The organism is Cryobacterium sp. TS_SC_7 (assembly GCF_056156285.1).
In genome coordinates this window covers 2,935,514-2,953,515 of record NZ_CM149589.1, presented here as the reverse complement: position 1 = coordinate 2,953,515, position 18,002 = coordinate 2,935,514, and the positions used below count along the sequence as shown (strand labels likewise).

Genomic DNA, 18,002 nt, shown 5'->3' with positions numbered 1-18,002 from the left:
GGCACATAGTCTGCAACCGTGCGCCTAGCTCTCTCCCGCCGCCCTCGTCGGTTGCGGAGCCTCTCCCTCAGGCCGCGCGGTCGACTGCGGCCAGGATAGCGGCGCCGAGTTCGGCCGGTCGCGTGAACTGCGGCCAGTGCCCGGTGGGCAGGTCCACATATTCGACGTCACGGATGCGAGCGAGCTCCGCCACGTAGGGATGCCCGGCCGCGATCAACTCGGCGAGCATGGCCGAGGAGAACTCGCACGCGATGACCGTGGCCGGGACGTCGTAGCGACGCTCATCGTGCAGCTGCTGGCGGTCGCTGGCCACGCGACGCGGCTGCGGCACCGCGCGGGCGCGGAACGCGGCCCGCAGGTCGTCGTCCAGATCCACGAGATCGGGCTCATCGAACACGTCCCAGGGCGGCAACGGCACATCGTCGCCGTCGACCGGAAGCTCGTCGTTGATGACCCCGCCCTCTCCGAGCGGACCGCTGTCGACGTAGACGGCGCGCTGCACCCGCTCCGGACGCGCGTCGACGGCACCGTGGATGATGGCTCCGCCGCCGGAATGGCCGACCAGGACGACGGGTCCGTCGAGCGGGTCGAGGGCGTCGATCGCGGCCACGACCGCGTCGATGTGCTGTCGCAGCCCGATACCGGCCCGAGACGCGTCGACGGCCTCCAGACCGGGCAGGGTGAGCGGATGCACGCGATGCCCGGCCGCGACCAGCGGAGGGGTGACCTGTGACCAGGAGGTGGAATCCAACCAGAACCCGGGAACCAGAATGATGTCCATGCCGGGAGCATTGGCCGACCGCCGGTGGTCGAGCTCGTCGAGACCCCGCCCCGCCGGTGGTCGAGCTCGTCGAGACCCCGCCCCGCCGACGTGCGGAGGTGTTGGCCCCGGGCATCCGTTGCCGCCCCCTCGCTAACTTCGGAGATTTTCGCAACACGCCGGTCAGGTAGCCACGAGAACCGGTGCGTCCCGAAAAACTCCGCAATAGCGTGACGACGGATGCCCGTGGCGGGCCGTGAAACACCGACCGTGGAGCGGGCGGCACGAGTGCCCGATTCAGCCGAACCGGTAGCCGTGCAACACTCTGGGTCATGAATTCCATTGAGGAGTCCCTGGCCGCCGTCCCCCAGCCTGAGCGCGACGCGCTCCAGCACGTCATCGATATCGCCCGGCGGCTCGCACCCGACGCCGTCGACGGTGTCAGCTACGGACTCCCCACCCTGAAGGTGAACGGCAGCCCGCTTCTCGGCGTGTCCGCCAGCGCAGAGCATCTGTCGGTCTTCCCGTTCTCACCCGCGGCGGTCGATGCGGTGCGCGCTCACCTCGGAGGCTTCTCCCTGTCGAAGGGCACCATCCGCTTCACGACCGACCACCCGGTGCCTGACGACGTGCTCGAGCAGATCGTGGCCGCACGCCTGGCGGAAATCACCGGCTAGCCCAGCTCACCGGATGCCGCTGCTCACCGCCGCTGCTCTCCGCCGCCGGCAGGCGACAGCATCCGCCGCCGCGACCACGATCACTCCCGCGAGGTAGGCCACCAGGTCGGTGGCGACGAAGGTGGTGCCCAGCACGAGTCGGATCGGCGGGAACCACGCGGCGAGCGCGGCCGGCACACCGCTCAACTGCGCGAACTCGATCAGCGCACACAGGCCGAAGGCCATCGCCGCGGCGCGAAGCGCGCGCACCCGCGGGGCGACGAACAGCACCCCCAGATAGACCAGCACTGCGTAGAGCGCACCGCCGCCGACATCACCGGCCACGCCGGCCACGGATGCGTGCACGACCAGTCCGACGACCACGACGGCAGCCCCGACGACGGCGATCACGGTCCGTGACCGTTGCGCGGCCGGCACCCCGGACGCACCTCTGCGTCGCTCGCTCATGCGTCTCCCCGTTTCCGTCCTCCGACATGCGATAACCGTTCGACCAGAGTTCCACACCAGCCCACCGCGCCCCAATCCGGGCGGGACGCGGGGCAGGCGGGCACCTCGATGGCCATGCGGGTCAGGCAACGAGTCAGGCAGAATGATCGCATGCCCAGAAACGAGCGCCCGCTTCGTTCCGTGGGCGAGGATCCCGACGCCCCCGTGCTGGCCCGCGACGCCTGGCCCGCCACTCTCGCCCCGATCGGTCAGCTCCTCGACAGCGGCCTCGAACTGGGCCCGGTGACCGTCTTCGTCGGTGAGAACGGTGTCGGCAAGTCCACCCTCGTCGAGGCCATCGCGGGTGCCTACGGCATGGGTCCGGAGGGTGGATCGACCGGTTCCCGGCACACCACCCGCCGGAGTGAATCAGCCCTCGCCGACCATTTGCGGCTGAGCCGGGGTCTCGGGGCCGGCCGCGGGGGCTTCTTCCTGCGCGCCGAGACGATGCACGGGTTTTTCACCTACCTCGAGGACAATCCCGGCGGCAGCGAACCGGTGTTCCACGAGCGATCGCACGGCGAGTCCTTCCTCGACCTCGTCGCAGCGAGGTCCCGCTACCCGGGGCTGTGGATTCTCGACGAACCGGAGTCGGCCCTCTCGTTCACCGGCTCGCTCGCCCTGCTGCGCAACCTGCAGGACATCCTGGACGCCGGCGGCTCCCAGGTCATCCTGTCTACGCACTCCCCGATCCTGGCGTCCCTCCCGGGCGCCGTCATCTATGAGGTCGGGCCGTGGGGGTACCGCCCCTGCGCCTGGGACGACCTCGACCTCGTGCGGGACTGGCGCTCGTTCCTGGAGGAGCCGGAGCGCTACCTCCGGCACCTCCTCTGACCCTTATTGCCGCGCCATATGAGCCCGCAGCTCGGCCTCCGGGTCGGAGAGGAGTTCACCGCTGACGTCCACGGTCACCTCTCGGATCGTGCCGGTGAACCGGAACGGGCTCGTGTACTCCGGCGTCACCGGCGAGCCGGGGTTGGCGCCGCAGGTCAGGACGCCCGGGTTCAGCGCGAACGGGACCGTGACCGGCGCCTCGGCATCGGCGACGAGCGCACCATCCACGTAGAGCTGCATCCGGCCCGGTGTGCCCTTTCCCGCCTTCAGGTCGGGCGGACCCGTCGGCTCGAACTCGAAGCGGAGGTCGTGCGTCCCCGTCGGAAGGATCTCCGGGGAGGAGACGGTATACAGCGCCCGGCCCACATAGTTGTGCACGTAGTGCAGCTTGCCGTCCTTGACGAAGAGAGAATAGCCTCCCGCCGCCGAGCCCTGGCACAGCAGCACGCCTTCGGCTCCCCCCTCGGGGATCTCGACCGCCGCCGTGATGCTGTGCGGCCGGTTGAGCACCCGGGGGCCCGCGAAGAACGGGACCGACTGGGTGTCAGGCCGGTACGAGTACCGGTCGCGCGGCACGGAGACCAGTGGCTTCTCCACCACCATGCGGGCCAGCCCGCTGCCGTCGACGGGCATAACCCCGTATTTGCCGGCTTCGACGTACCAGGTCGCGATCATGGCGATCAGGATGTCCCGGCGTTCCCCCGCGAGATTGTGGTTCTCCGCCGGGTCACTCGCCACCCGGTAGAGCTCCCAGCCGGTGGCGTCGAGTTCGGACAGCTTCTCCGCGGAGATCGGCTGGCCGAAGGGCATGCCGGCCTCCGTGAACGACGGGCCGGGCCAGGGGCAGACGGCGCGCCATCCGTCGTGGTAGATCGCGCGGTGGCCGAGCATCTCGAAATACTGGGTGTGATGCCGGGTCGGCGCCGCCGGGTCGTTGAGGGTGTCGGCGAAGCTCACCCCCTGCAGCGGTGACTGGGTGACGCCCCGAATCGCGGCGGGCGGCTTCACCTCGAGCAGGTCCAGCAGGGTGGGCACCATGTCGATGATGTGCGCGTACTGGGTGCGCACCTCACCCCGGGCCGTGATCCCGGCCGGCCAGGAGACGATGAACGGATCGGTGGAGCCGCCGCGATACGTCTCCCGCTTCCAGCGACGGAACGGCGTGTTGCCGGCCCAGGACCAGCCCCACGGGTAGTGGTTGAAATGTGCCGGACCGCCGATCTCGTCGATCAGCGCCAGGCTCTCCTCCAGGGGCTCCTGGGCGTTGTTGAAGAACTGGGCCTCGTTGGTGGTGCCGGTCGGTCCGCCCTCGGCACTGGCACCGTTGTCGGAGATGACCATCACGATGGTGTTCTCCAGCAGGCCCTCGCCGCGCAGGTAGTCGAGGAGCCGGCCGAGGTGGTGGTCGGTGTGCTCCAGGAACCCTGCGTACACCTCCATCATGCGGCTGGCGAGCCGGCGTGCCGGTTCGGGCAGGGAGTCCCACTCCGGAACATCCGGGTCGTGGCGGGAGAGCTCCGTGTCGGGAGGAACGATGCCCAGCTTCTTCTGGCGGGCGAACGTCTTCTCACGGTAGGCGTCCCAGCCGTCGTCGAACTGGCCGGCGTATTTATCGGCCCATTCCCTCGGCACGTGGTGCGGGGCGTGCGTCGCACCGAAGCAGAGGTGCAGGTGGAAGGGTTTCTCCGGGTCGACCTGCCTGGCATCGGTGATGAACTGCATCGACTTGTCGATCAGGTCCTCGGTGAGGTGGTAGCCCTCCTCCGGGGTCTTCGGCGGGTCGACCTGGTGGTTGTCGTAGACCAGGTCCGGATACCACTGGCTGGTGTCACCGCCGAGGAAGCCGTAGAACCGCTCGAACCCGCGGGCCAGCGGCCACCGCGTATACGGGCCGGCGGCGGTCTCCTGGTTGCTCGGGGTCAGATGCCACTTGCCCACCATGAACGTGTTGTAACCCTGCTCGAGCAGCATCTCCGAGAGAAAGCCGTTCTCGAACGGGATGACACCGTTGTAGCCGGGATAGCCGGAAGCCAGCTCGGTGATCGCCGCCATGCCGTTGCTGTGGTGGTTGCGCCCGGTCACGATGCACGAGCGGCTGGGCGAGCACAGCGCCGTCGTGTGCATGTTGTTGTAGCGCACACCGTTGGCCGCGAGCGCGTCGAAATTCGGCGTGGCGATCGGCCCGCCGTAACAGCCGAGTTGGCCGAAGCCGGTGTCGTCGAGCACGATGGTCAACACGTTGGGGGCATCCTTCTTCGCCCGGATCGGTGCCGGCCAGGCCGGACTCGACTCGTCGGTGGTGCGCCCGATCTCACCGGGAAACGGGGTTCCCGGCTCGTATTCCACAATTCCCATCACAAACCTCCAGGTCGCCTGAGACCAGGCAGGGGCGCCGGCCTTCTGCACCTTCGAGAGTTGCACGCAGGGTTGGACTGTCAAGTGCGCGGGCAGCGCCGAACCCGCGCCGCCCGGTTGCCGCGGCTCAGCCTCCGGCGCCGGCTTCGCGTGCCGTCGCCTCCAATCGGGCCCGATAGGCATCCCACCAGGACTGATCCCCGGAGGCCATGTTGTCGTTGTCGGGCCTGTGACCGGCGGCCCCGTCGATGAGTTCCCGCACGAGGTCGGCATGCCCCGCATGACGGTGGGTCTCGGATACCAGATGCACGAGGACCCGCTGCAGCGTGACCTGGCTCCGATCCTCCGGCCACCAGGCGACGTGCCCGATGGCGTCCAGATCCAGTGCGTTGATGGTGGCGTCCGAGTGCGCCCAGACCCGTCGGTAGAGGTCGACGATCTGCGTGCGAGACTCGTCGAGAGTGGCCCACATGTCCGCGTTGGGTTCGCCGTCCTCGTCCATCCACGGCAGGGATTCCGCGAACGGACGGCCGAACGTCTCGCCGAAATAGCCGACTTCGACCCCGGCCAGGTGCTTGACCAGGCCGAGCAGATTCGTGCCGGTGCGCACCACGGGGCGACGCACGTCGTACTCGGACAGCCCGTCGAGTTTCCACAGCAGGGCCTCCCGTCCGCCCTGGAGATAGCGCTGGAGGTCCGCCTTCGCATTCGCATCGGTCATGCCCCAGCTTGGCACTCGCCGCGTCGGCTCCGGTCGGATCGGCTCCGGTCGGATCGGCTCCGGTCGGCTCCGGTCGGCTCCGGTCGGCTCCGGTCGCCTCCGGTCGGCTCCGGTCGCTTCAGCCGACCAGCATGCCCGGCAGAAGCGGCGAGAAGACCACGACGAAGGCCGCCAGGTTCAACCCCACGGTGCCCCAGAAGGCGGAGCGGAATGTGACCTTCTTCGTCTTGTGCCGCAGCACCTGCTGCGCCACGATCGCCCCCGGCCAGCCGCCGGCGAGCCCGAGCAGCAGCAGAGTGTTCTCCGGCACCCGCCAGCGCGAGGCCACGGCGGCGGACTTGTCCACGGCATAGACGACGAAGCAGGCCACACTGAGAGCCAGGTAATACGCGGCCACCCAGATCGAGATCGGCCGGTAGGCGTCGATGACGAGGTAGGCCGCCGCGAAGGCGACGACGGCGAGGTAGGCGGCGGCTCCGGTACCGGCGCGGGCGGGCATCCGTCGTCGCGTGCCGACCTGACGTCGGGGTCGCGTCTGCCGTGCCGGCTTGGTCCGGCGCCGAGGCGTGGTCTGTTTCATGGGTTGCGGCGGCTCAGTCGAGGAAGTCGCGCACGACGGTGTCGAGGGCGGCGACCGTCAGGGCGATCGAGCCGATGTCGATGCGCTCGTCGTTGCCGTGGAAGAGCTGGCGGAAGGTGCCGTAGTCCCAGTGCCGGCTGAGCAGCGCGAACCCGTAGGCGGGGATGCCGCGGCGGCGGTAGAACCGGGCGTCGGAACCGCCGACGCTGAGCACCGGGAGCAGGTCGGCGTCGGGGTAGGCCCGGCGCACAGCCTTGCCGAGCGAGTGGAACAGGGGCGTGTCGACCGCGGACCGGGTGGCGGCGGCGAAATCGTCGCCCTCGATCTCCACGTCGTCGGCCAGATCGCCGAGCGCCTCCCGCAGGTAGGCGTCGACGTCGGTGGCCGCCAGGTCGGGCAGCACCCGGATGTCGAGTGTGATGGTTGCGAGCGCCGGGATTACGTTGTCCTTCACGCCGGCCCGCACGATGTTGGGCGAGAAGGTGGTGTGGGTGGAGGCGTGCGCGAAACCGGCCAGGCTGCCGAGCTCGTTCAGGGCGTCGTCGATCCGGTGCGGGTCGAGCAGCCGCTCTGCCAGGGCGGGTTGCAGTTCGAGGGCGTGCACGTACCGCCGCCAGTCGGAGGTGATCTGCACCGGGGCACGGTAGCGGGCCAGGCGGGTCACGGCATCCGCCGCGATCACGGCCGCGTTGCGGGCGCCCCAGGGCGCCGACCCGTGCCCGGGGGTTCCGCGCACGACCAGCCGCCGCCCGGCGATGCCCTTCTCGCCGACGGCCGTGGAGATCAGCGGGCGCGGCCCGACCATGGCTCCGCCGGACTCGGTGAGCACGTAGTCGGCGTCGATCAGGTCGAGGCGGTTCTCGGTCAGCCACTCCACACCGAGCCGGCTGCCGTCCTCCTCGTCGGCGACGGCCGCGAAGACGAGGTCGCCGCGCGGCCGGAACGATCCGGTCGCGATGGCCCGGGTGACGACGGCGTAGCTGGCGGTCAGGTAGAGCATGTCCAGCGCGCCGCGTCCCCAGATCTCGCCGGCGACGATCTCGGCGGCGAACGGGTCGCGGGTCCACCCGCCGTCGTCCACCGGCACCACGTCGAGGTGGCCGACCAGCGCAAGGGTGGGCGCCGTGGGGTCGGTGCCCCGGATGCGCGCGATCAGGGAGGCGCGCCCCGGATGCGGTTCGACGACCTCGAGGTCGAGCCCCGACCCGGCGAAGAACCCTTCCAGGGTGCGCACGCTGCGGATCTCACCGCCCGAATCGGGGGTACCGTCGTTGACGCAGGCGTTACGGATGAGGTCACGCAGCAGGTCTACTGTCTGGCGGGTCAGGGCGTCGTAGTCGCTCATGCGCGCGCTCGGCGACGAGGGTGGGCGACAGAGGGTTCCATGGTGGCGGCCGGTCCTTTCGGAAGTGCCTGAACTCTACCGGGTGAGGTCGGCCGCGGCGGACGCCGCGGCAGCGGCGGCACGCGAGATGGAGTACCGGATGTGCACCCGCAGCGGTGAGCCGACGGGAATCTTCGGATGCTGGAACTCGGCCATCGCGGTCATCCGGAGTCGTTCCATCACGGCCCGCGAGGGTTCGTTGATGACGGCCGTGATCGCGTGCACCTGTTCGAGCTCGAGCCGGCCGAAGGCGAAACCGAGGGCCGCCCGGGCCGCTTCGGTGGCGTAGCCCTGACCCCAGAACGCGCGGGCCAGCCGCCAGCCGACCTCGATCCCGCCGGGACCGGGGATGAACGCCGGCAGGGGTGCCAGCCCGGTGAAGCCGAGGAAGTCGCCCGTCGAACGTTTTTCCAGCGCCCAGAGCCCGTAGCCGTGCGTGTCGAACAGCGCGTCGGCGCGCGCGGCGAGCGCATCGCTCTCGGTGCGGGTCAGCAGCGCCGGGAAGTACCGCATCACCTCCGAGTCCTCCCCCATCGCAGCGAACGGCGCCAGGTCCGACTCGCGCCAGCGGCGCAGCAGGAGGCGATCGGTGCGGATCTCGAGCGGCATGCGTCCAGACTAGTGACCACTTAGGTTGGAGGCATGACGAAGCAGCCCAGCCCGCCGAATCGGCCGGACAAGCACACCCCCGCCAGCCTCGCCTTCGCGACCCAGGCCGTGCACGCCGGCAACGAGGTCGACGCCGGTACGGGGGCGCTGCGCACCCCGATCGTGATGGCGAACTCCTACGCCCTGCCGGAGGACCCGTCCACCCTCAGCTGGTCGGGCACGGCCGCGGGGCTCTACACCCGCAACAGCGGCACCAATCAGCTCGGCCTGCAGCGGAAGCTCGCGGTTCTTGAGGGCGGTGAAGACGCCGTGGCGCTGGCCAGCGGTGTGGCCGCCCTGCACGCCGTGTTCTTCTCCCTGTTGAAGACGGGCGACCACGTGATCGTGGCCGACGTCACCTACGAGGCCGTGCACCGCCTGTTCGCCGAGCTGCTGCCAGAGAAGTACGGCATCCAGGCCACCTTCGTCGACACGACCGACCTCGACGCGGTGCGCACGGCCCTGCGCCCGGAGACCCGCCTGATCCACATCGAGTCGGTCGCGAACCCGACGACGCGGGTGACGGATGTCGCGGCGGTCGCCGCCATCGCCCACCGCGCCGGCGCCCTGCTCTCGATCGACAACACCTTCACCCCGCCGCCGCTGTTCCGCCCGCTCGCCCACGGCGCCGACCTGGTGGTGCACTCGCTGACCAAGTACATCAACGGGCACGGCGACGCCATGGGCGGGGCGGTCATCGGCAGCGCGGACCTGATCCGGCGGATCAAACTCGACGCCATGGTGGATGTGGGCGGCGTGATCAGCCCGTTCAACGCCTGGCTGATCATGCGCGGATCGGTGACCCTGCCGCTGCGCCTCCGGCAGCACTGCACCTCCGCCCAGACGGTGGCGGAGTTCCTCGACGGCGACCCCCGGGTCGCGTACGTGGCCTACCCGGGGTTGGCGGCGCATCCGCAGCACGACCTCGCCCGGCGCCAGTTCCTGCACGGGTTCGGCGGCATGATGGCCTTCGCCGTGACCGGTGACCCGGACACCCAGAACCGGTTCGTGGCGAACCTGCGCGTGATCACCTCGGCCGTGTCGCTCGGCCACGACGAGTCCCTGATCGTGCACGTCGACGGGTCAGGGCCCCGCGTGGCGGCCTACCCGGCGGAGTTCCGCGAGCTGGGCCACCTGCGGCTGTCGGTGGGGCTGGAGGACGCCGACGACCTGGTGGCCGACCTTGCGGCCGCCCTCGACGCCACCTTCCCGTGAACAGACAGCATGGGTGGGTGCAGAGGCCGGCGCACCCACCGATGCTGTCGGTTCGGGGCGAAGCGGATGGGTGGCGAGGGCGGTCAGGCGGCGAGGCGCTCGTCGACGCGTGCCTCGGCGAGCTGGGACTGCAGGGCAGCCAGCAGGAGGGGCAGTTGCTCGGCGGGTGAATCCGGCGCCTCGGGGTGCCACTGAACGCCCGTGATCGGCGCGGACTCGTGCTCGATCGCCTCGACCAGGCCGTCAGGGGCGACACCGGCGGGGACCAGCCCGGCGCCGAGCCGGTCGACGCTCTGGTGGTGGGCGCTCTGCACCAGGATGCCGGCCTGGCCGAGGCTGTCGATCAGGGTGCTGCCGGGCAGAAGCTGAACCGGATGCTCGCGCAGGACCTGCTCGATGGGCACGCCCACGTTGCGGTGGATGCCGTCCTCGATGTGCTGCACGATGGTGCCGCCGAGAGCGACGTTGATGATCTGCAGCCCGCGGCAGATGCCGAGCAGCGGGGTGCCGCGTTCGAGGGCCCGCCGCACGAGGGCGATCTGGCCGGCGTCGGCCACCTCGAAGTGGCGCGTCTCACCCTCATAGCCGGTGCCGCCGCCGTAGAACCGGGGCGTCACATCCTCGCCGCCCATGATCACGATGGCGTCGCAGTCATCCGTCGCCGCCAGCAGCTCGGCCGGGGAGAGGTCGGCAGCCGCCAGACGTGAGACCGACCAGCCGCCGTTCGTGCCGGCATCGGCCGCCGACGCGTTGAGCAGCTGCACCTTCGCGTGGTAGGCCGGTCGGTCCGGGCGGTGCCGGGTGACCTCGACGACCGCGAGCCGCGGAGTCATGGAGAACGAACGGGTCATGGTCGGCCTCCGGAGGTCGGGCGATGGTGAACGGGATGTGGGACCAGTCTGGGCATCAACGAGAGCCACCGCCAGCACCGCCGTAACAGTGGGCAACAGTGCCGCTGCCGGGCATCCGCGGCCGTCCCCGGTGGACGGGCCTGCGCCGCCGTTCTATGCTCGACCAAGGAACGCCGAAGTATCGATGTTGGTGAGAATGGGGTGTCCATGCGGTCACGGTGGTTGATTCCGGTCGCAGTTGCGGCGGTCGTGCTGGTTTCAGCACCCCTCGTCTCGGCGCCCAGTGCCGCCTGGGCCGAAGACCCGGTCGAGTTCGGGGCGAGCCACATCCTCGACACCGTCGATGCCGTCAGCGGCCGCACGGATGAGATCACGTCGGCTCTCGACGCGCTGTACGCCGACACGGGTGCCGACCTCTTCGTGGCCTACGTGGACAGTTTCACCGGGGTCGCGGACCGCGAGCAGTGGGCCGACCAGACGGCCGACAGCAACGGCCTGGGCACCAATGATGTGCTGCTGGCGGTGGCCACGGAAGACCGCGAGTACCAGTTGTCGGTGGCTCCCGGCTTCGCCCTGACGGATGCCCAACTCCAGGAGATCGAAACCGTCGCCATCGAGCCGGCCCTGCGCCAGAACGACTGGGCCGGCGCCGCCGTCGGCGCCGCCGCGGGTCTCTCCGCGGCCCTCCAGGGTGAATCGGTCACGACTGGCGAGATCACTCCCGGAGACGAGAGCCCCGGCAGCGGGGGCGGGGTGCTGATCGTGATCTTCATCGTCATCGCGGTTCTCGTGCTCCTGGCCGTGGGGGCGGTCATCCTGCTCGCCCGCCGCGGTCGAAGGAAGGCCCTGCCTGCCGGCGCCACCGCACCGACCGGATTGCAGGCCCTGCCCACCCCCGAGCTCAAGCGGCGCGCCTCGAGCACGCTCGTGCAGACCGACGACGCCATCCGCTCGAGTGAGCAGGAACTCGGCTTCGCGATCGCGCAGTACGGCACGGAGGTCACGACCGCCTTCCAGGCTGCCCTCGACACGGCGAAGGCGCGCCTCAGCCAGGCGTTCACCCTGCAGCAGAAACTCGACGACGCCGAACCCGATTCCGAGGAGCAGGCCCGGGCCTGGTACGCGGCGATCATCGATCTGTGCAGTCAGGCCAACGGCATCCTCGACGACCAGGCCGACGACTTCGACGAGCTGCGCCAGCTGGAGAAGAACGCCCCCGTGGCGGCCGCCGCGATCACCGGCGAGGCCACCGCCGTGCGCAACCGGCTGGGTGCCGGCGAGGAGGTTCTGGCCGCGCTGGCAGCCCGCTACACCGACGCGGCGCTCGGCACGGTCGCCGACAACCCCGCCGAGGCGCGGGAGCGGCTCGCCTTCGCCGATACCGCCCTGGCCCGCGCCGCCACCCGGCTGGGTGCCGGCGACACGGCCGCCGCGGCCGTGGACATCCGTGCGGCGGAGGAATCGGTCGACCAGGCCAGGCTGCTGCTGGACGCCGTGGACCGGCTGGGGCAGGACCTCACGACGGCGACGCAGTCCGTGGCCGCCACGGTCGCGGAGTTGCAGGCGGACCTGGTGACCGCGCGCAGCCTGCCGCCCACGTCCGAGGCGGCCGCCGCGCTGCCCGGCGTGATCAGCCGCACCGAGCAGACCCTCGCCGAGGTGCGCGACCGGTCAGCAGCCGGCAGGATCAACCCGCTCGAACTGATGCAGGCACTCGAGGCAACCAACACGCAGATGGATGCCGCGCTGCAGGGTGTGCGCGACGCCGAAGGGCGCCGGCAGCGCGCCCAGGCCCTGCTCAACCAGAATCTGCAGGCAGCGCGTGGCCAGGTCTCCGCCGCCGAGGACTACATCACCGCCCGCCGCGGCGCGGTCGGCGCGGAGGCGCGCACCCGGCTCGCCGAAGCCGGCCGCGCTCTCTCGGAGGCCGATTCGCTGGCCGCCACCGACCCGGATGCCGCCCTCGCCGCCTCGCAGCGGGCCAACTCCCTGGCCGCCGCCGCCATCTCCCGCGCCCGGAACGACGTCGACGGATTCGCCGGGCAGGTTCCGGGCGGCTTCGGCGGCACGGGCGGCAGTAGCGGCAGCGGAGTCATGGGCGCCATGATCGGCGGCATCCTGATCAACACCCTGCTCAGTGGCGGCGGAGGAGGCGGCGGCGGTCGCCGCGGAGGCGGCGGAATGTTCGGCGGCGGCGGCGGAGGTCGCCGCGGAGGCGGAGGCGGCTTCGGCATACCCGGCGGATTCGGCGGATCCGGATCCCGCTCGCGTCGCGGCGGGGGCGGGCGGTTCTAGAACCCGGAGCCGCCGCATCCGTCGCCTCGCCACTCCCACCGAGGTCTTGACCAGCACAAACCGACACAATGGAGGCATCAGATGCTCCGGAACTCGAAAGGACACCGCACAATGACGAAACAGTCCATCTTTGGCCGTATCTCCCAGTTGGCGAAAGCGAACATCAACTCCCTTCTGGACTCCGCGGAAGACCCGAAGAAGATGCTCGACCAGATGGTGCGCGACTACACCAACAGCATCGCCGACGCGGAGAGCGCCATTGCCGAGACGATCGGCAACCTGCGCCTGCTCGAGGACGACTACCGCGAAGATGTGGAGGCCGCAACCGAATGGGGTGGCAAGGCCCTGGCTGCGAGCCGCAAAGCCGACCAGCTGCGCACCGCCGGCAACGCGGTCGACGCCGACCGTTTCGACAACCTCGCCAAGGTGGCCCTCGGCCGCCAGATGCAGTCCGAGAAGGAAGCGAAGCAGGCCGAGCCGCAGATCGCCTCGCAGACGGCCGTCGTGGCTCAGCTCAAGGACGGCCTCAACAAGATGAAGGAGAAGCTGAACCAGCTGGCCTCCAAGCGCAACGAGCTGATCGCGCGGTCGAAGACCGCCGAGGCCCAGACCAAGGTGATGGATGCCGTCAAGAGCATCGACATCATGGATCCGACCAGCGAGGTCAGCCGCTTCGAAGACAAGATCCGCCGCGAAGAGGCCCGCGTGCGGGGAGCCAGCGAACTGGCTGCCTCGAGCCTGGACGCCCAGTTCGAGAGCCTCGAAGACCTCGGCGAGCTCACCGAGGTCGATGCCCGCCTGGCCGCGCTCAAGTCCGGTGGAACCAGCTCCATCACGCAGTAGCCGTCGGCTCCGCTGCCAGCGCAATCGGGCGTCGACGGGAACATCCCGTCGACGCCCTTCGTTGACCTCGGTATGACAACTCTTGGAATCATCGGCGCCGGCAACATCGGCAGCCAGCTCGCACGACTCGGCGTGGCCAACGGATACGACGTGGTGCTGAGCAATTCGCGCGGCCCCGAAACACTCACCACCCTGATCGGAGAACTCGGTCCGCGCGCCCGGGCGGCGACCCCCGCCGAGGCCGCGACGGCCGGCGATCTCGTGGTTGTGACCATCCCCCTGAACCAGATCCACACCCTGCCGACGGCCGAACTGGCCGGCAAGGTCGTCATCGACACGAACAACTACTACCCGGAGCGCGACGGAGACATCGCCGCCCTCGACACGGAGAGCACCACAACCGCCGAGTTGCTGCGCGACCGCCTGCCGGAGTCCACCATCGTGAAGGCGTTCAACCACATCTACGCCGCGGACCTCACCGAGCACGGCCTCCCGGCCGGATCGCCCAACCGGCGCGCCCTGGTCATCGCCAGCGATGACGCCCCCGCGGCCACCGCCGTGACGGCGCTGCTCGACAGTATCGGGTACGACACCGTGAACGTCGGGGCGCTCAGCGAGGGCTGGCGTATTCAGCGCGACACTCCCGGCTACGGTCCCCGTCTGAACGCGGCGGAACTCCAGGAAGCCACGACTGCGGCCGTCCGCTACCGCGACCAGTAGCGCCACCGGAGAAACCGGCCCCGGCCACCACAGAAATTCCGCACGCGGGGAGGCCCAGGGAGCATACTGAAGTATGGCTCCCACCTTCGTTGTCGTGCCGCAATGGCAGGGTTCGGTTTCTCCGCGCGCGATGCGCCTGATCGATGGGGCGGAGGCGATCCGAGGCGATCTTCCCTCGTCCGTCACCCGTGAAGTCCCCGTGCCGGCCGAGGCCGGCGACGCTCTGGACACCGGCATCGACCGCTTCTCCACCCTGGTCATGGTGCGCGAACGCCTCGCAACCGCCCTGCGCGGCGGGGACGGACCCGTGCTCACGATCGGCGGCGACAACGGGGTCTCCCTGGCGGCCGTCGAGCACGCATCGCGGCAGCATCCGAACGATCTGGCCGTGGTCTGGTTGGACGCCCACGCCGCCCTGCACACCCCCGACTCGTCATCCTCGGGCGGCTTCAACGGCATGGTGCTGCGGGCGATCGCCGGCGAGGGCGCTGAGGGGCTGACCCTTGGGGCGGACGGGCGCGTGCCTCTGGAGCGGGTCGTGATCGGCGGCGTGCGCGACCTCGACCAGGCCGAGGACACCCTGATCCGGGATCGCGGGATCGTGAGCCTCCCGGCGGACCGGCTGGACTCCCCCGACGCACTCGTCGCCGCACTGCGCGCGACCGGTGCGAGCACGTTCTACCTGCACATCGACCTGGACGTGTTGGACCCGTCGATGCTGACCGGTCTGGCCGACCTCTACCCGTTCGGGCTGAGCGTCGAGGCCCTGAACCGGTTGATCACCGCGCTGCGTGCCGAATTCGAAATGGCCGGCGCCACAATCGCCGGTTTCGCCCCGGCTTCACCGGACGCGGCCACTGACGATCTGCCGAGCATCCTGCGCATCATCGGCGCCCTCACCCGCTGAGTTCCACGACACGAAAGTGCTGGTCGGGAGGCTGCCCCGCTCGGCCATAGCATGGGACCGACGCGCCAGCGTCACGAGGCCAAAGGAGGCATCCGTGAACGAGCAGCACTCTGTTTCCGATTCGTCGAGGATCATCACCGAGAGGCGCGGGCATGTGCTGCTGATCGGGTTCAACCGCCCGGAGAAGCGCAACGCGGCCGATCTGGCGCTGCTGCAGCAGCTGGCGCTTGCCTACGGTGAACTCGACCGTGACCCTGAGCTGCGCGTCGGCCTCGTCTACGCGGTCGGCGATCATTTCACGGCCGGCCTCGACCTGGCGGACATCGGCCCGCGTCTCGGCCCCGACGGCCTGGACATGGTTCCGGAAGGCGGCATCCATCCCTGGCAGGTGGAGGGACAGAGCGTGTCCAAGCCCGTCGTGATGGCCGTGCAGGGCACCTGCCTCACTCTCGGCATCGAGCTCATGCTGGCCAGCGACGTGTCCGTGGCGGCCGAATCCACCCGGTTCGGCCAGATCGAGGTGGCACGCGGCATCCTGCCGTTCGGCGGCGCAACCCTCCGATTCCCGCGCACGGCCGGCTGGGGCAACGCCATGCGGTGGATGCTCACCGGTGACATGTTCGACGCCCGCGAGGCCCATCGGATCGGGCTTGTCCAGGAGGTGGTGCCGGACGGCACCCAGTTCGACCGGGCGCTCGAACTGGCCGAACGGATCGCCGCCCAGGCCCCGCTGGCCGTGCAGGCGACGCTCGCCAGCGCCCGCACGGCCGTTCGGGAGGGTGCCGCGGCAGCGGAGGCCGGGCTGCAGCCTGCCCTGGCCCGCCTCGCCGTGACCGAAGACTCCCGCATCGGTATGGAAGCTTTCGTGAGTCGCCAGCCGGCGACGTTCGTCGGCCGTTGAGTCTGTATCCCCACCGCCAGCACTGATCCAAGGAGAAACGGATGCCCGCCGCCGCCAGCACCACCACGCCGAACCCTGCCGCGTTGAACGTCGACGTGATCGTGATCGGAGCCGGAGCCGTGGGTGAGAACGTCGCCGACCGCACGGCGCAGGCAGGACTGCGCACCGTGATCGTCGAGGCCGACCTGGTCGGCGGCGAGTGCTCGTACTGGGCCTGCATGCCCTCGAAGGCCCTGTTGCGGAGCGGCGCGGTTCTGGCGGCCGCCCGGCGGGTGGGAGGGGCAGCCGAGGCGCTCACCGGCGATCTGGACGTCGCCGCCGTGCTGCGCCGCCGCGACGCGTTCACGAGCAACTGGTCCGACGAGGGCCAGGTGCGCTGGCTGGAGAAGGCCGGGATCGACCTGGTGCGCGGCCACGCCCGTCTCAGCGGCGTACGGCAGGTCACCGTGACCGCCGCCGACGGCAGCAGGACCGTGCTGTCGGCTGAGCACGCGGTGGTTGTCAGCACCGGGTCGGCAGCACTGTTGCCCGATATTCCCGGCCTGGCGTCCGTGTCGCCGTGGACCAGCCGCGAGGCCACCAGCGCCCCGGGTATCCCCGACAGCCTCGCCGTCATCGGCGGCGGCGTGGTCGCGGCCGAGATGGCAACCGCCTACGCCGGGCTGGGCGCCGAGGTCACCATGATCGTGCGCAGCGGGTTGCTGCGCGGGCAGGAGCCGTTCGCCGGCGAACTCGTCACCGCGGCCCTGCGAGAGGCCGGCGTCACCGTGCTGACGGGGGTGTCGACCACCGGAGCGTCCCGTGGCGACGACGATGATGTGACCCTCACCCTGTCCAACGGAACCCGGGTCACCGCGACCGAGGTGCTGGTGGCGACCGGGCGGGTGCCACGCACCACGGACCTCGGGCTCGAGACCGTGGGTCTGACCCCGGGCGACTGGCTCGAGGTCGACGACACCCTGCTCGTGCGGGGTACCGCGCCGGAACTGGCCGGGGACTGGCTGTACGCCACCGGCGACGTGAACCACCGGGCGCTCCTCACGCACCAGGGCAAGTACCAGGCCCGCGCGGCCGGAGATGTGATTGCGGCCCGGGCCGCGGGCACGCCCGTCGACGACAAGCCGTGGGGTTCCCACGTTGCCACGGCGGATCATGCCGCCGTTCCGCAGGTCACCTTCACCGACCCCGAAGTCGCGTCGGTGGGGCTGACGCAGGCTGCTGCCGAGAAGGCAGGGTTCCGCATTCGGGTGCTGGACTACAACCTGGGCTGGGTGGCCGGGGCATCCGTTCACGCTGACGGCTACACCGGGTCGGCGCGGGCGATCGTGGACCTCGACCGGGAGGTTCTGCTCGGTGTCACCTTCGTGGGGCCGGATGTCGCGGAGCTGCTGCACTCGGCAACCATCGCCGTGGTCGGCGAGGTGCCGATCCGCCGGTTGTGGCATGCGGTGCCGAGCTACCCCACCCTGAGCGAGGTGTGGCTGCGCCTGCTCGAGGAATACGGTCGCCCCTCCTGACGGCGGCCGACCCCGACGAGACCCGGCGACCCACCCTCCAGAGGCTCCCCCGACGGTGGTCGAGCCTGTCGAGACCCGGCGACCCACCCTCCAGCGGCTCCCCCGACGGTGGTCGAGCTTGTCGAGACCCGGCGAGCCACCCGCCCAAGGTTTCCCTCCCCGGTGGTCGAGCTTGTCGAGACCCGGCGACCCACCCTCCAGCGGCTCCCCCGACGGTGGTCGAGCCTGTCGAGACCCGGCAACCCACCCGCCCAAGGTTTCCCTCCCCGGTGGTCGAGCTTGTCGAGACCCGGCGACCCACCCTCCAG

At 70.2% G+C, this 18,002-nt stretch carries 17 protein-coding genes; 9 read left to right on the top strand and 8 right to left on the bottom strand.

Features of this window, described 5'->3' with window-relative positions; translation table 11 throughout:
- Window positions 1-67: 67 nt before the first annotated feature.
- Window positions 68-781 carry an alpha/beta fold hydrolase gene (locus AC0J5J_RS13585; RefSeq protein WP_134424196.1) on the bottom strand — a complete coding sequence of 238 codons (714 nt, stop codon included), beginning with the start codon at window positions 779-781 and terminating at the stop codon, window positions 68-70.
- 311 nt (window positions 782-1,092) lie between these two features.
- Here AC0J5J_RS13585 and AC0J5J_RS13580 point away from each other — a divergent pair, with 311 nt between their 5' ends.
- Complete coding sequence (locus AC0J5J_RS13580) at window positions 1,093-1,437, top strand: iron chaperone (RefSeq protein WP_134424195.1); 345 nt, start codon at window positions 1,093-1,095, stop codon at window positions 1,435-1,437.
- A gap of 6 nt (window positions 1,438-1,443) precedes the next feature.
- Here the strand turns inward: AC0J5J_RS13580 and AC0J5J_RS13575 are convergent, their stop codons facing one another.
- Window positions 1,444-1,884 (bottom strand): ribosomal maturation YjgA family protein, encoded by a 441-nt coding sequence (locus AC0J5J_RS13575; protein WP_474898485.1) that lies wholly within the window; start codon window positions 1,882-1,884, stop codon window positions 1,444-1,446.
- Window positions 1,885-2,034: 150 nt separating this feature from the next.
- Here AC0J5J_RS13575 and AC0J5J_RS13570 point away from each other — a divergent pair, with 150 nt between their 5' ends.
- A complete protein-coding gene (locus tag AC0J5J_RS13570; RefSeq protein WP_474898483.1) occupies window positions 2,035-2,757 on the top strand; it encodes an AAA family ATPase in 723 nt (240 codons plus the stop codon).
- 3 nt (window positions 2,758-2,760) lie between these two features.
- On the opposite strand, the gene AC0J5J_RS13565 is transcribed toward AC0J5J_RS13570, so the two are convergent.
- The 5 genes from AC0J5J_RS13565 to AC0J5J_RS13545 all read right to left on the bottom strand — a co-directional run bounded on the left by AC0J5J_RS13565 (window position 2,761) and on the right by AC0J5J_RS13545 (window position 8,406).
- Window positions 2,761-5,112 carry a sulfatase-like hydrolase/transferase gene (locus AC0J5J_RS13565; protein WP_474898481.1) on the bottom strand — a complete coding sequence of 784 codons (2,352 nt, stop codon included), beginning with the start codon at window positions 5,110-5,112 and terminating at the stop codon, window positions 2,761-2,763.
- Between the two features lie 127 nt (window positions 5,113-5,239).
- A complete protein-coding gene (locus tag AC0J5J_RS13560; protein ID WP_474898480.1) occupies window positions 5,240-5,833 on the bottom strand; it encodes a DinB family protein in 594 nt (197 codons plus the stop codon).
- A gap of 118 nt (window positions 5,834-5,951) precedes the next feature.
- A complete protein-coding gene (locus AC0J5J_RS13555) occupies window positions 5,952-6,332 on the bottom strand; it encodes a DUF1294 domain-containing protein (RefSeq protein ID WP_474898479.1) in 381 nt (126 codons plus the stop codon).
- 94 nt (window positions 6,333-6,426) lie between these two features.
- Window positions 6,427-7,758 (bottom strand): M20/M25/M40 family metallo-hydrolase, encoded by a 1,332-nt coding sequence (locus AC0J5J_RS13550; protein WP_474898478.1) that lies wholly within the window; start codon window positions 7,756-7,758, stop codon window positions 6,427-6,429.
- Window positions 7,759-7,833: 75 nt separating this feature from the next.
- Complete coding sequence (locus tag AC0J5J_RS13545) at window positions 7,834-8,406, bottom strand: GNAT family N-acetyltransferase (protein ID WP_474898477.1); 573 nt, start codon at window positions 8,404-8,406, stop codon at window positions 7,834-7,836.
- A gap of 33 nt (window positions 8,407-8,439) precedes the next feature.
- On the opposite strand from AC0J5J_RS13545, the gene AC0J5J_RS13540 reads away from it, so the two are divergent.
- Window positions 8,440-9,660, top strand: a complete 1,221-nt coding sequence (locus AC0J5J_RS13540; protein WP_474898475.1) for a trans-sulfuration enzyme family protein — start codon at window positions 8,440-8,442, stop codon at window positions 9,658-9,660.
- An 83-nt stretch (window positions 9,661-9,743) separates the two neighbouring features.
- Here the strand turns inward: AC0J5J_RS13540 and AC0J5J_RS13535 are convergent, their stop codons facing one another.
- Window positions 9,744-10,511, bottom strand: coding sequence for a gamma-glutamyl-gamma-aminobutyrate hydrolase family protein (locus tag AC0J5J_RS13535; RefSeq protein ID WP_241972689.1), 768 nt, complete (start codon window positions 10,509-10,511; stop codon window positions 9,744-9,746).
- A gap of 249 nt (window positions 10,512-10,760) precedes the next feature.
- On the opposite strand from AC0J5J_RS13535, the gene AC0J5J_RS13530 reads away from it, so the two are divergent.
- The 6 genes from AC0J5J_RS13530 to AC0J5J_RS13505 all read left to right on the top strand — a co-directional run bounded on the left by AC0J5J_RS13530 (window position 10,761) and on the right by AC0J5J_RS13505 (window position 17,694).
- A complete protein-coding gene (locus AC0J5J_RS13530; RefSeq protein WP_474898473.1) occupies window positions 10,761-12,806 on the top strand; it encodes a TPM domain-containing protein in 2,046 nt (681 codons plus the stop codon).
- A gap of 111 nt (window positions 12,807-12,917) precedes the next feature.
- Window positions 12,918-13,649, top strand: a complete 732-nt coding sequence (locus AC0J5J_RS13525; protein ID WP_474898472.1) for a PspA/IM30 family protein — start codon at window positions 12,918-12,920, stop codon at window positions 13,647-13,649.
- A gap of 42 nt (window positions 13,650-13,691) precedes the next feature.
- Window positions 13,692-14,369 (top strand): NADPH-dependent F420 reductase, encoded by a 678-nt coding sequence (locus AC0J5J_RS13520; protein WP_474900238.1) that lies wholly within the window; start codon window positions 13,692-13,694, stop codon window positions 14,367-14,369.
- Between the two features lie 73 nt (window positions 14,370-14,442).
- Window positions 14,443-15,276: an arginase family protein gene (locus AC0J5J_RS13515; RefSeq protein ID WP_474898470.1), complete on the top strand. Its 834-nt coding sequence runs from the start codon at window positions 14,443-14,445 to the stop codon at window positions 15,274-15,276.
- 94 nt (window positions 15,277-15,370) lie between these two features.
- The gene (locus AC0J5J_RS13510) at window positions 15,371-16,177 is read left to right on the top strand and encodes a crotonase/enoyl-CoA hydratase family protein (RefSeq protein ID WP_241972688.1); all 807 of its coding nucleotides are present in this window, start codon (window positions 15,371-15,373) and stop codon (window positions 16,175-16,177) included.
- Window positions 16,178-16,218: 41 nt separating this feature from the next.
- Window positions 16,219-17,694 (top strand): dihydrolipoyl dehydrogenase family protein, encoded by a 1,476-nt coding sequence (locus AC0J5J_RS13505; protein ID WP_474898469.1) that lies wholly within the window; start codon window positions 16,219-16,221, stop codon window positions 17,692-17,694.
- The last annotated feature ends 308 nt before the right edge of the window (window positions 17,695-18,002 follow it).

Bases quoted from the DNA above. Each gene is read 5' to 3' on its own strand.
- AC0J5J_RS13560 (WP_474898480.1), bottom strand. From the start codon at position 5,833: ATGACCGATGCGAATGCGAAGGCGGACCTCCAGCGCTATCTCCAGGGC.
- AC0J5J_RS13515 (WP_474898470.1), top strand. From the start codon at position 14,443: ATGGCTCCCACCTTCGTTGTCGTGCCGCAATGGCAGGGTTCGGTTTCT.
- AC0J5J_RS13565 (WP_474898481.1), bottom strand. From the start codon at position 5,112: ATGGGAATTGTGGAATACGAGCCGGGAACCCCGTTTCCCGGTGAGATC.
- AC0J5J_RS13545 (WP_474898477.1), bottom strand. From the start codon at position 8,406: ATGCCGCTCGAGATCCGCACCGATCGCCTCCTGCTGCGCCGCTGGCGC.
- AC0J5J_RS13535 (WP_241972689.1), bottom strand. From the start codon at position 10,511: ATGACCCGTTCGTTCTCCATGACTCCGCGGCTCGCGGTCGTCGAGGTC.
- AC0J5J_RS13505 (WP_474898469.1), top strand. From the start codon at position 16,219: ATGCCCGCCGCCGCCAGCACCACCACGCCGAACCCTGCCGCGTTGAAC.
- AC0J5J_RS13550 (WP_474898478.1), bottom strand. From the start codon at position 7,758: ATGAGCGACTACGACGCCCTGACCCGCCAGACAGTAGACCTGCTGCGT.
- AC0J5J_RS13555 (WP_474898479.1), bottom strand. From the start codon at position 6,332: ATGCCCGCCCGCGCCGGTACCGGAGCCGCCGCCTACCTCGCCGTCGTC.
- AC0J5J_RS13585 (WP_134424196.1), bottom strand. From the start codon at position 781: ATGGACATCATTCTGGTTCCCGGGTTCTGGTTGGATTCCACCTCCTGG.
- AC0J5J_RS13575 (WP_474898485.1), bottom strand. From the start codon at position 1,884: ATGAGCGAGCGACGCAGAGGTGCGTCCGGGGTGCCGGCCGCGCAACGG.
- AC0J5J_RS13540 (WP_474898475.1), top strand. From the start codon at position 8,440: ATGACGAAGCAGCCCAGCCCGCCGAATCGGCCGGACAAGCACACCCCC.
- AC0J5J_RS13580 (WP_134424195.1), top strand. From the start codon at position 1,093: ATGAATTCCATTGAGGAGTCCCTGGCCGCCGTCCCCCAGCCTGAGCGC.
- AC0J5J_RS13525 (WP_474898472.1), top strand. From the start codon at position 12,918: ATGACGAAACAGTCCATCTTTGGCCGTATCTCCCAGTTGGCGAAAGCG.
- AC0J5J_RS13570 (WP_474898483.1), top strand. From the start codon at position 2,035: ATGCCCAGAAACGAGCGCCCGCTTCGTTCCGTGGGCGAGGATCCCGAC.